This window comes from Geodermatophilus sp. SYSU D00965 (assembly GCF_054050075.1).
In genome coordinates this window covers 107,550-119,528 of record NZ_JBJGYQ010000009.1, presented here as the reverse complement: position 1 = coordinate 119,528, position 11,979 = coordinate 107,550, and the positions used below count along the sequence as shown (strand labels likewise).

General features: G+C 75.3%; 11 protein-coding genes. 8 read left to right on the top strand and 3 right to left on the bottom strand.

The window, feature by feature from the left end:
- Nucleotides 1–167: 167 nt before the first annotated feature.
- Nucleotides 168–2,213, bottom strand: coding sequence for a LytR C-terminal domain-containing protein (locus ACI789_RS10620; protein ID WP_457008739.1), 2,046 nt, complete (start codon nt 2,211–2,213; stop codon nt 168–170).
- A 292-nt stretch (nt 2,214–2,505) separates the two neighbouring features.
- Here ACI789_RS10620 and ACI789_RS10615 point away from each other — a divergent pair, with 292 nt between their 5' ends.
- On the top strand, nt 2,506–3,639 hold the full coding sequence (locus ACI789_RS10615) for a hypothetical protein (protein WP_457008737.1): 1,134 nt from the start codon (nt 2,506–2,508) through the stop codon (nt 3,637–3,639).
- A gap of 11 nt (nt 3,640–3,650) precedes the next feature.
- On the opposite strand, the gene ACI789_RS10610 is transcribed toward ACI789_RS10615, so the two are convergent.
- A complete protein-coding gene (locus ACI789_RS10610; RefSeq protein WP_457008735.1) occupies nt 3,651–4,082 on the bottom strand; it encodes a DUF2795 domain-containing protein in 432 nt (143 codons plus the stop codon).
- A gap of 25 nt (nt 4,083–4,107) precedes the next feature.
- Complete coding sequence (locus ACI789_RS10605; RefSeq protein ID WP_457008733.1) at nt 4,108–4,317, bottom strand: DUF2945 domain-containing protein; 210 nt, start codon at nt 4,315–4,317, stop codon at nt 4,108–4,110.
- Nucleotides 4,318–4,595: 278 nt separating this feature from the next.
- Here ACI789_RS10605 and ACI789_RS10600 point away from each other — a divergent pair, with 278 nt between their 5' ends.
- The 7 genes from ACI789_RS10600 (at nt 4,596) to ACI789_RS10570 (ending at nt 11,784) form a co-directional block, all read left to right on the top strand.
- Entirely contained in the window at nt 4,596–5,393 is a 798-nt protein-coding gene (locus ACI789_RS10600) for a siderophore-interacting protein (RefSeq protein ID WP_457008731.1), read from the top strand.
- 100 nt (nt 5,394–5,493) lie between these two features.
- Nucleotides 5,494–6,216: a response regulator transcription factor gene (locus ACI789_RS10595; RefSeq protein ID WP_457008729.1), complete on the top strand. Its 723-nt coding sequence runs from the start codon at nt 5,494–5,496 to the stop codon at nt 6,214–6,216.
- Between the two features lie 157 nt (nt 6,217–6,373).
- Complete coding sequence (locus ACI789_RS10590) at nt 6,374–7,960, top strand: sensor histidine kinase (RefSeq protein ID WP_457008727.1); 1,587 nt, start codon at nt 6,374–6,376, stop codon at nt 7,958–7,960.
- A 20-nt stretch (nt 7,961–7,980) separates the two neighbouring features.
- Nucleotides 7,981–8,694 carry a PaaI family thioesterase gene (locus tag ACI789_RS10585; RefSeq protein ID WP_457008725.1) on the top strand — a complete coding sequence of 238 codons (714 nt, stop codon included), beginning with the start codon at nt 7,981–7,983 and terminating at the stop codon, nt 8,692–8,694.
- On the top strand, nt 8,691–9,437 hold the full coding sequence (locus tag ACI789_RS10580) for an inositol monophosphatase family protein (RefSeq protein WP_457008723.1): 747 nt from the start codon (nt 8,691–8,693) through the stop codon (nt 9,435–9,437). The genes ACI789_RS10585 and ACI789_RS10580 overlap by 4 nt, the downstream gene beginning before the upstream one ends.
- A gap of 95 nt (nt 9,438–9,532) precedes the next feature.
- Nucleotides 9,533–10,441: a sulfate adenylyltransferase subunit CysD gene (gene cysD, locus ACI789_RS10575; protein WP_457008721.1), complete on the top strand. Its 909-nt coding sequence runs from the start codon at nt 9,533–9,535 to the stop codon at nt 10,439–10,441.
- The gene (locus ACI789_RS10570; protein ID WP_457008719.1) at nt 10,441–11,784 is read left to right on the top strand and encodes a sulfate adenylyltransferase subunit 1; all 1,344 of its coding nucleotides are present in this window, start codon (nt 10,441–10,443) and stop codon (nt 11,782–11,784) included. The genes cysD and ACI789_RS10570 overlap by 1 nt, the downstream gene beginning before the upstream one ends.
- Nucleotides 11,785–11,979: the final 195 nt, after the last annotated feature.

The following is an 11,979-nucleotide window of genomic DNA, read 5'->3' as shown; positions in this document are numbered from 1 at the left end:
CCGCGGTGTCGCTGCGGCGAGGAGTGGGGCCCGCAGGGTCCCGCGACGAGTCCGCGGACGCGCTCGACGCAGCAGGGGGACGGCACCTGGCCGCGGTGTCGTCCGGAGGACGACAGAGAGCACAGAGGGGGTCGCCGCGTTCTCCGCGGCGGCCCCCTCTCGCGTTCTCAGCAGGAGACCGGGGACTCGCTCGCGGCGGGTTCGGTGGCGGGCGCGGCGAGGGTGTCGTTGCTCGGCTGGGCCTCGGCGGCCTCCGGCTGCGGCGGCGCCGGGACCTCGACGGGGACGACGTTCGAGAAGCCGGGCCCCAGCACGAGCTGCACGCCGTCGCCGATGGTGTCGCTGGCCTGCAGCACCGACCCGGGGACGGCGGCCGCGACGGTGCGCGCCCGCTCCTCGGCGCCGGGGCCGAAGCGGACGAGGGTCTCGTTGACCGTGCCCGGCTCGTTGCCCACCTGGCCGACGCCGAAGCCCTGGGCGCGCAGCTGGTCGGCGACCGTGGCGGCCAGCCCGCTGGTGCCGGTGCCGTTCAGCACGTCGACGGTGATCCCGGCGGGCGCCACCGTCAGCGGCTGTGGCGCCGGCGCAGCGGCGGGCTGCTCCCCCTCGGCGGTGGGCGCCGCGGAGGCAGCGGCCTCGGGCGCGGGGGCGGCAGCGGGGGCGTCGTCGGCCGCCTGCTGCGCGAGGACCTCCTCCGGCAGCCGTCCCTCGTCGATGACCTCGTCGAACAGCGAGCGGGTGCCGTCGGCGTCGAGCACCACCAGAGCCTGGTCGGTGCCGGCCGGGACGTAGCCGACCTGGGAGACCGGCAGGCCGGTGCGCTGCACCGCGTCGCCGGACAGGTCGCCCAGGGTGCCGGCCAGCGTGCGCAGGTCACCGAGGGTGGTCCCCTCGTCGACGGTCAGGGCGTCGGACGCGCGGCTGAGGAACTGCGTGAGGGTCACCGGGTTGCCGAGGGTGCCCCACGACATCGCCGTCCGCAGGGTGGAGGTGAGCAGCACCTGGGCGCGCTCGGCCACCGCGGCCCCGGTCACGTCGGACCCGGCGTCCCCGGCGGTGAGGAAGCCGGTGACCTGCTCGCCGGAGAGCTCGCTGGTGCCGGCCGTGAGCGGACGGGCCGAGGCGGCCACGGCGTCGGTCACCGTGGGCAGGCACAGGCCGACCCCGCCGAGGGCGTCGACCATGCCGGGCAGGCGGGTGAGGTCGACGCCGAGGTAGTGGTCGATCCGCAGTCCGGTCACCTGCTGGACGGCGCGGACCGTGCAGGCCGGCCCTCCGTCGAGCAGCGAGGAGGCGAACGCCTCGGTGGTCGGCTCACGCAGCTCGCCGTCGGTGCCGACGCAGGCGGGCGTGTCGACGAGGGCGGTCGGCGGGACGCTGACCAGGACCGCGCGCTGCTCGTCGGCGGTCACGTGCACGAGCAGGCTGGCGACGGCGGCCGGGCCCTCCGCACCGGGCAGGCCGGTACCCGTGACCAGGTAGGTGGCCGCACCCTCCTGCAGACCGGGGGCGAGCACCTCCGGCCCCTGGGGGGCCAGCGCCGCGACCCGCTGGATGCTCTGGTCGACGTAGAAGTACAGGCCCAGGTGGTAGCCGACGACGACGCCCACGACGACCAGCAGGCCGAGCGCCGCGCGGATCAGCCGGCGCCGGCCGGGGCTGCGGGCCGCACGCCGGGCCGCCCGGCGCTCCCGCGGGCTCGGCGGGGCCAGCCGGGTCGCGCCCGCGAGGGGGACGTCACGGCCCGGGATCGGCGGCAGCGGGGCGATCGGCCGGGACGGCCGGTACCCGGGCGGCTGGTCGCCCAGCGGCGGGAACAGCGGCGTGGAGGCCCGCACGGGCGACGGCGGGACGGGAGGCAGACCGCTGCGCGGCGGGGCCTCCGCGGCCGCCGCCGGCTCCGGAGCTCGGTCGGGCCGCGGAGCCTGGTCGGCCTCCGGGCCGGGCTGGCCGCTCCCCACGACACCCGCGGAGGCACCGGGCAGCGGCGGGAGGCCGCGCCGAGCCGCGGGGGTCTGGTCGGTGGGGCCGGCTCCGTCGCGGGCGGGCCGGGCGTCCTCCGCGGGCACCGGCGGCAGGCCGCGCCGGTGCGGTGGGGGCTGCTCCCCGACGGCGAGCGGCAGCGGGATCTCACCGGTGCGGGCAGCGCGCCGGCGGCCCACCTCACCGCCCTGCCGGGCGATCAGCTGCTCGACGGTGATCGGCTCGCGCACCGGCTGGGCCGGGTCCGCCGCCGGTTGCTCGGCCGGACGCCGCCGGCCGAGGAGACGCCCGGGCGTCCGACCGTCCCCCGCGTCGTCGCGCGTCCGCTTGTCCCCCACGTGTGCCGACTTCCCATTCGTCGAGGTGTCGCCCTGGCCCGTGCCGTCTCTCCGCACGGGCGCAGGCGGCACTGCCCGCGCGCGGTCGCGGCAACTGTCCACGATACGGGCGGATCGCCGTCCTCCCCGCCGACGCGCGGAGATCGCCGCGCGGTACTCCCGACGCGGTCGTACCGTCCCCCGGGTGAAGCTGCCCTTCGTCCCGGGACCGTCCGACGTGATCTCCGCGGTGGAGGGCCTCCGCGACGGCGTCACCGAGGCGCTGGCCCTCGTCCCCAGGATCGGGACGGTCGTGGGCCGTGTCGAGACGCTGCTGGACCGGGTCACCGGGGTGGTGGACCGCATCGAGGGGCTCCTCGACCGGGTCGACGGCGAGGTCACCGCGGTGGAGGGCACCCGCAGCCGGGCCGACGACCTCGTTCGCGCGGTCGGTCAGACCCAGCGCGCCGCCGACGAGGCCATCGCCGCCGTGGGCGCCACCCAGCAGAAGGCCGACGACGCGATCGCCGCCGTGGGCGCCACCCAGCAACGGGCGGACGACGCGATCACCGCCGTGGGCGCCACCCAGCAGAGGGCCGACGACGCCATCACCGCCGTGGGCGCCACCCAGCAGAGGGCCGACGACGCCATCACCGCCGTGGGCGCCACCCAGCAGAGGGCCGACGACGCCATCGCCGCCGTGGGCGCCACCCAGCAGAAGGCCGACGACGCAATCGCCGCCGTGGGCCGCACCCAGCAACGGGCGGACGACGCGATCAGCGCCGTCGGCGCCACCCAGCAGCGAGCCGACGACGCCATCACTGCAGTGGGGGCGACGCAGGAGCGCGCCGATGCGGCGATCACCGCAGTAGGGACGACGCAGGAGCGCGCCGATGCGGCGATCACGGCGGTGGACGGCACCATCGCCCGGGCCGACGGTGCGGTCTCCGCGACCGAGGGCCTGCTCGGCCGGGTCGACCCGCTGGTCGACACGTACGAGGAACCCCTCCTGGCGCTCGCGCCGGCGGTGCGGCGGTTGGCCGCGAGCGTCGACCCGGCGGAGGTCGAGGCGGTCGTCACGTTCATCGATCGGCTGCCGCAGCTCATGCGGCACCTCGACGAGGACATCCTCCCGATCGTGGAGTCCCTCGGGAACGTGGGCACCGACGTCCACGACCTGCTCGACACGATGCAGGACCTGCGGCACGTGGTGAAGGGGTTCCCCGGCTCACGGCTGTTCCGCCGCCGCGGAGCCGAGGAGGTCGCCGAAGACGAGGAGCGCGAGGCGGCCGAGCGGACCGCCTCGGACGGTCAGGAGCCGGAGCGGACCGGCTCCTGACCGCCGGCCGATCAGGTCTCGGTGGGGTAGCCGAGGGCGCGGACGACGTCGCCGATCCGCTTGTAGGTCTCGCCCTCGGGCAGCCGCCGGAGCTCGTCGACGACGTTGTCAGGAGCCCGGTGGTCCAGGGCTGCCTCCACCAGCGCCGGGCCGTCGCTCGGGAAGTCGGCCCGGTCGAGCCACCGGGCGAGCTCCGCGCGGCGGACGACCGCGTCGGCGTCCATGCCGACCGGGGTGCCGCCGACGAGGGTGCCCTGCGGGTCGGCGGTCAGGTCGGGGTCGCCCTCCGCGACCGGTTCGACCTCGCGCCACTCCTCCGCGCGGGTCGCCCGCTCGGCCCGGAGCATCCCCTGGGTCTCGTGCTCGAGCTCCTCGTCGAGCCGCGGGCTGTGCTTGGTGCTGCGTGCCGACACTCCGGCGAACTGGTCCCCGGTCTCGCTCACGGTCGTTCTCCTCCTCGTTGGCCTGTCACTTCTCGTGCAGCGCGCCGGGCTTGTGCACCGCCGTCCTGCCGCTCTTGTCGCTCTCGACCTCGTACTGGGGCTCCTCCGGACTGGCCTTCACCTTCCGCCCGGACGCCTCGGTCTCCTCGGTGATCTTGCGCTTGACGGTGCCCTCGGCCTTGCTGCCGTGGCTGTTCCAGGTGACGTGGTCGCCCTTGCTGAACTCGTCTGCCATCCGTCGCTCCCGGCGCTCGTCGCTGTCCCCCTGCCCCTGCCCCCCAGGCGCCCGGGGCACACATCACCCGTTCGGAACGTCGCATCACCCGTGCGGGCAGTGGCAAACGACGAGCGGTCACGTAGCGTTGCCGTCGACGGAGAACGCTCCCCCATCGGTGCAGTTCGGACAGGGGGCAGCGACTACCCACGGTCACGTGGGCCGTCCTCGATCGCCGGCCCGGTCGACTCCATTCCCCCGGGGTCGGCCGGGTCGGCCCGTTCTAGGCTGGGCCCGAGATGACCGCCAGCACCCCCGCTCCGACCGCGCCCGGCCCGACCCGCCCGGTCGACGTCCTCACCGTCGTCTCGGTCAGCGACGTCACCCCCTCGGTGCGCCGGGTGCTGCTGTCGGGCACGCCGGCGGCGGTCGCCGCGGCCGGGCCGACCATCTCCCTGCTGGTGCCGCGGGTGGGCGACCCCGACCCGCGCTGGCCCGAGGTCGCCCGGGACGGCCGGATCGTCTGGCCCGCCGGCTCCCACGGGGTGAGCCTGCGCAGCTACACCGCCCGCCGCCAGGACGTCGAGCGCGGCGAGGTGGAGATCGACTTCGTGCTGCACGGGGACGGCCCGGCGGCGGCCTGGGCGGCGGCCGCGGTCCCCGGCGCGTCGGTCGCCGTCGCCGGTGGCGGGCCCCTGGGCGAGCGGCCCGCCGGGTGGCTGCTGGTGGCCGGGGACGAGACCGCGCTGCCGGCGATCACCCGGATCCTCGCCGAGGCCGCACCGTCGACCCGCGGGCTCGCCCTGGTGGAGGTCGCCGACGCCGCGGAGGAGCAGCCGCTGCCCGCGCCGGACGGCGTGGAGGTGCGCTGGTTGCACCGCGGCGGCACGCCCCCGGGGGAGAGCACGGTGATCGCCGACGCCCTCGCGGGGATGGACCGGCCGGAGGGGGACGACGTCTTCGCCTGGGTGGCGGCCGAGTCCGGCGTCGTCCGCACCGTCCGGGCCGACCTGCGCGGTCGCTGGGGCCTGGGGCGGGCGCAGCACCACGCCATCGGCTACTGGCGGCGGGGGCGCGCCATGTCCCCCACCACCTGACCGGCGTCCAGACTCCTCACAGGTGCCGCCCAGGGGAGACCAAGCACCCGGCTCCACCCTGGGGACCATGACGACGGCTGCACGTTCGACGGGAGGTGCTGTGACCAGCACCGGCAGGAGCTCGGCACCGGAGGCGCGCCTCCTCGTGGTGGACGACGAGCCCAACATCCGCGAGCTGCTGTCCGCCAGCCTCCGCTTCGCCGGGTTCGAGGTGGCCACGGCCGCCGACGGGCAGCAGGCGCTGGCCATGGCGGCGTCCTTCCGCCCCGACCTGCTCGTGCTCGACGTCATGATGCCGGGGCTGGACGGGTTCGGCGTCGTGCGCCGCCTGCGGGAGAGCGGCCGGCACACCCCGGTGCTGTTCCTCACCGCCCGCGACGCCAACGAGGACAAGGTCTCCGGCCTCACCCTGGGCGGTGACGACTACGTGACCAAGCCGTTCAGCCTCGACGAGGTGCTGGCCCGGATCCGGGCGGTGCTGCGCCGCAGCACCGGCCAGCAGCGCGCCGCGGAGACCCCGCGGCTGTCCTTCGCCGACATCGAGCTCGACGAGGAGTCGCACGAGGTGATCAAGGCCGGCCAGGTGGTCAGCCTGTCGCCCACCGAGTTCAAGCTGCTGCGCTACCTGATGGCCAACGCCGGGCGCGTGCTGTCGAAGGCGCAGATCCTGGACCACGTCTGGAACTACGACTTCAACGGCGAGGCCAACGTGGTGGAGTCCTACATCTCCTACTTGCGGCGCAAGGTCGACACGACCGAGCCGCGACTGCTGCACACCATCCGGGGCGTGGGGTACACGCTGCGGCTCCCCCGCGGTACGTGAGCGGACAGGGGCGCGGGCACCGCAGCGGGCGACGAAGCCGACAGGGAGTGAGCATCGCAGCGAGCGCCAGCGAGCGAGGAGCGGAGCGACCGCGGAGGCGACCGGGGTCGCAGCGAGCGAGGAGCGGAACGCCCCGCGGTGGCGAACCGGTGACGTCGTGAGCGGTCGAGCGCCCGCTCTTGCGCCGGGAGGCGCCCGCATCCCGCTGCGGATCCTCCTCGTCGCCCTCCTCGTCGCGCTGGTCACGGTGGCCCTGGCCGCCACCGGACTGGCCGCGACGTCACTGCTGCGCGGCTACCTCACCGGGCAGCAGGACGCCCAGCTGCGGCTGAGCGCCGAGAGCGTCGCCCGCGACCCCTGGCGGGTGCTCGACCAGTGCACCGAGGGCGGCCCGGGCTACCCGTCGCCGGACTACCTGGGCTGCCTGCCGCCGGACGAGGACCACCTCGTCCTCGTGCTCGGCCCGGTCAACGACCCGGGGCGGCGGCCCGACCTCGACGTCCTGTCCCACAAGTTGGACGACGACGGCCCCGAGGAGGACGACGGCCCGGAGGAGGACGACGGCCCCGAGGAGGCGCGGATGTTCACCGTGCCCGCCGAGGACGACCACACGGCCTGGCGGATCGCCGCCGTGGACCTCCCCGAGGGCTGGACCGCACTCGTCGGCTCGGACCTGGCCGGCGACGAGCGGGTGATCGGCCGGCTGGTCCGGATCCAGGTCGTCGTCGGGCTCATCGTGCTGGTCCTGCTCGGGACGGCCGGCTACCTGCTGGTCCGCAACAGCCTGCGGCCGCTGGCCGAGGTGGAGCGGACGGCGCGGGCGATCGCCGCCGGGGACCTGTCCCAGCGGGTCCCCGAGGGCGACGACCGGACCGAGGTGGGCCGGCTGACCACCGCGCTCAACGGCATGCTCAGCAGGATCGAGCGGGCCTTCCGCGCCCAGCAGGCCTCCGAGGAGCAGGCCCGGGCGTCGGAGACCCGGATGCGTCGCTTCGTCGCCGACGCCAGCCACGAGCTGCGCACACCGCTCACCTCCATCCGCGGGTTCGCCGAGCTGTACCGGCAGGGCGCGGTGGGCACGCCGGAGGAGACCGCCCGGCTGATGCAGCGGATCGAGTCCGAGGGCGCCCGGATGGGGGTCCTCGTGGAGGACCTGCTGCAGCTGGCCCGCCTCGACCAGCAGCGCCCGCTGTCCATCGCGCCGGTCGACCTCGCCGAGGTGGCCGGGGACGCGGTGCACGACGCGCGCGCCGTCCAGCCGGAGCGGTCGATCACCCTGCACGTGGACGAGGGGCTCAGCGAGCTGCCGGTCGTGCTCGGCGACGAGGCCCGGCTGCGCCAGGTGGTCGGGAACCTGGTCACCAACGCGCTGGTCCACACGCCGCCGACCGCGCCGGTCACCGTCAGCATCTCCGACGAGGCCGCGGACGGCGAGGACGGCGGGACCGTCGTCCTCCGGGTGGCGGACGAGGGCCCGGGCATGGCCCCCGAGGACGCCGCGCGCGTGTTCGAGCGGTTCTACCGCGCCGACCCCTCGCGGGCCCGGACGGCGGGCGGCACCGGCCTCGGGCTGGCGATCGTCTCGGCGCTGGTGGCCGCCCACGGCGGCACCGTGCACCTGGACACCGCTCCGGGCCGGGGCGCCGCCTTCACCGTGCGGCTGCCGCGCTCGGGGCCGGCCGGACCGGCCGGCGGTCCCGGCGGCGACGTCCCGGCCACGGGGTGGGGGCCCGCGCCGCAGTAGCGGCTCGTTACCGTCCGCCCGTGGACTCCGACGCGGGCGGGCAGCCCTACGACGCCGACCTGATGGCGGCGGTGACCGAGCTCGGCAGCGTGCTGCGCGAGCTGGTGGACGCCTCGGTGCGCACCACGGCGCCCGCCGCCGACCTGCGCGCCGCGGCCGCCGAGGCCCGCGCCACCGCCGCCCGCCTGGCGGCGGCCCAGCGCCCGCCGACACAGCTGCCGGCCCTCGACGACCCGCTGGTCTTCCGGCGCGTCTACAACCCGGTGAGCGGCGTGGGCAGCGCGCTGGCGCCGCCGCTGCGGATCCGCCGCACCGACGACGGCGTGGTCGCCGAGGCGACGCTGGGCATGGCCTACGAGGGGCCGCCCGGCTACGTGCACGGCGGGATGAGCAGCATGCTCATGGACCAGCTGCTCGGCTCCGCCGCCATCGCCGCGGGGATGTGGGGCATGACGGTGCGGCTGGAGGTCGACTACCGGCGTCCGGTGCCGCTCTCGACGCCCCTGGTCCTGCGGGCCCGGGTGGTGGAGGCGGCCGGCCGCAAGTGCGTCGTCACCGGCACCATCGCCACCGCCGAGGCGCCCGACCGGGTGCTCGTGGCCGCCTCCGGGATCTTCGTCATGCCCCGCGAGGAGCTGCACGCCGACTACTTCGGTGCGATCACCGACGCCTCCGGCCGGCACGCCCCGCCCGGGCGGCCGACGGACGCCACGGCGCTGGCGGACCGGGCATGAGCGACGTCCAGGTGGCGGCCGCGGCCGCCCGCGCCGCAGCCGCGGTGCTGCTGGAGCTGCGCGAGGAGGGACGGTTCACCGGCCGCGAGCTCGGCGACGCCGGCGACGCCGCCGCCCAGGCCGCGATCACCGGCCTGCTCGCCGACCGGCGCCCGGACGACGTCGTCTTCAGCGAGGAGGCGGTCGACGACCACCGGCGGCTGTCGGCCGACCGGGTGTGGATCGTCGACCCGCTCGACGGGACCCGCGAGTACGGCGAGGGCCGCCCGGACTGGGCGGTGCACGTCGCCCTGTGGGCCGGCGGTGACCTGGCTGCCGCCGCGGTCGCCCTGCCCGGGCTCGACGAGGTCCTGGTGACCGAGCCGGCACCGGCACCGCCCGTCGCCCGGGACGGCCGGCTGCGCATCGCGGTGAGCCGCACCCGTCCGCCGCAGGAGGCCGACCTGGCCGCGGCCGCCCTGGACGCCGAGGTCGTGCCGATGGGGTCGGCCGGCTACAAGGTGACCGCCGTCGTCCGCGGCGAGGTGGACGCCTACGTGCACGCCGGCGGGATGTACCAGTGGGACTCGGCCGCGCCGGTCGCCGTCGCCCGCGCCGCGGGGCTGACCGCCGTCCGGCTGGACGGCTCCCCGCTGCGCTACAACGGGCCCGATCCCTACCTGCCCGACCTGGTGGTCTGCCGCCCGGAGCTCGCCGACCGGCTCCTGACGGCGGTGCGAGCGGGGTCACAGCCGCCGCGGTGAGCCCATGACGGACACTGGTGGGCGGGAATCTCCCCCGAACCGGTGCGGTTGGTGCTGGTTCGAGTTCTGTCCCCGACGCCCCGGAGTCCTTCCGCGTGACCACTCCCGACTACCGGCTCTCCCAACTGGAGACGTTGGAGGCCGAGTCCATCCACGTGATCCGTGAGGTGGCCGCCGAACTCGAGCGGCCGGTGCTGCTGTTCTCCGGCGGCAAGGACTCGATCGTGATGCTCGAGCTGGCGCGCAAGGCGTTCGCGCCGGCTCGCATCCCGTTCCCGGTGATGCACGTCGACACCGGCCTGAACTTCGCCGACGTGCTGGAGTTCCGCGACAAGCGGGTCGCCGAGCTCGGCGTGCAGCTGATCGTCGCCTCGGTCCCCGACGCGATGGCCAAGGGCCTGGTCAAGGAGGAGCCCAACGGCTCCCGCAACCGGATCCAGACGCCGGTGCTCCTCGACGCGGTGGAGGAGCACGGCTTCACCGCGCTGTTCGGCGGCGCCCGCCGCGACGAGGACAAGGCCCGCGCCAAGGAGCGGGTCTTCTCCTTCCGCGACGAGTTCGGCCAGTGGGACCCGAAGAACCAGCGCCCCGAGCTGTGGGACCTCTACAACGGCCGGATCCACCTCGGCGAGTCGATCCGCGTCTTCCCGCTGTCGAACTGGACCGAGCTCGACATCTGGCAGTACATCGCCCGCGAGCAGATCGCCATCCCGCCGCTGTACCTCGCGCAGGAGCGGGAGGTCGTCGAGCGGCAGGGGATGCTCTACGCGGTCAACGAGTTCATCCGCCCGAAGGACGGCGAGCAGCCGTTCCGGGCGACGGTCCGCTACCGCACGGTCGGCGACGCCAACCTCACCGCCGCGGTGCGGTCGGAGGCCACGACCGTCGAGGAGGTCATCGCCGAGATCGCGGTGACCCGCATGACCGAGCGGGGCGCGACCCGCGGTGACGACAAGGTCAGCGACGCCGCCATGGAGGACCGGAAGAAGGAGGGCTACTTCTGATGGCTCCCGTTGACGAGAACACCGTGCCCCTCGACGCGGACGGCGCCGTCGACGTCCACTCGGCCCTCGCCGAGCACGCCGTCGAGCTCGCGACGTCCCGCAAGGACATCCTGCGCATCGCCACCGCCGGCTCGGTGGACGACGGCAAGAGCACGCTGATCGGCCGGCTGCTGTTCGACAGCAAGGCGATCTTCGAGGACCAGTACGAGGCGGTCGCCCGCGCCAGCAAGGGCGACTTCGTCGACCTCGCGCTGCTCACCGACGGCCTGCGCGCCGAGCGCGAGCAGGGGATCACCATCGACGTCGCCTACCGTTACTTCGCCACGCCGCGGCGGACGTTCATCCTGGCCGACACCCCGGGCCACGTGCAGTACACCCGGAACATGGTCACCGGCGCCTCGACCGCCGACCTGGCCATCGTGCTCGTCGACGCCCGCAAGGGCATGCTCGAGCAGAGCCGCCGGCACGCGTTCCTCGCCTCGCTGCTGCGGGTGCCGCACCTGGTGGTCGCGGTCAACAAGATGGACCTCGTCGGCTGGTCGCAGGAGGCCTTCGACGCCATCGCCGACGAGTTCAGCGCCTTCGCGGCCAAGCTCAGCGTGCCCGACGTGACCGTCATCCCGATCTCCGCCCTGCACGGCGACAACGTGGTGACGCACTCCCCCAACACCCCGTGGTACGAGGGGCCGACGCTCATCCACCACCTCGAGCACGTGCACGTGGCCAGCGACCGCAACCTCACCGACGCCCGCTTCCCGGTGCAGTACGTGATCCGGCCGCAGTCCGACGCGCACCACGACTACCGCGGCTACGCCGGCACGGTGGCCAGCGGCGTGCTCCGCCCGGGCGACGAGGTGCAGGTGCTGCCCAGCGGCCTGACGACGACGATCGCCGCCATCGACGGCCCCCGCGGCCCGGTGGACGAGGCGTTCCCGCCCATGTCGGTGACCGTGCGGTTGGCCGACGACCTCGACGTCTCCCGCGGCGACCTCATCTGCCGGACGGAGAACTCCCCGACCGCCACGCAGGACCTCGACGCGCTGGTCTGCTGGATGGCCGACGAGCCGCTGCGCCCCCGCCAGCGGATCGCGGTCAAGCACACCACCCGCACGGTCCGCGCGATGGTCAAGGACCTGGCCTACCGGCTGGACGTCAACACGCTGCACCGCGACACCGACGCGACCGAGCTGGGGCTCAACGACATCGGCCGGGTGCGGCTGCGGGCCACCCAGCCGCTGTTCGTCGACGACTACACCCGCAACCGGGTCACCGGCCGGTTCATCCTGGTCGACGAGGCCACGAACGCCACCGTCGGCGCCGGGATGCTCACCCCCGCCGGCTGAGCGGAGGCCCGCAGCGGGCCGGGCTGGGGGCACCCCAGCGGGCGGGCGCGGAGCCCCAGCGGGCCGGGGTCGGGGCGCATTGCCGGGGTTCCTCCTGCGGTGCGGGTCCTGCGGGACCGGCACAGCACGAGGAACACCCGCAAGGCGGAGGCGGGACGGCCGTCGCCTCGACGACACGACGACGCCGCCGGGAGC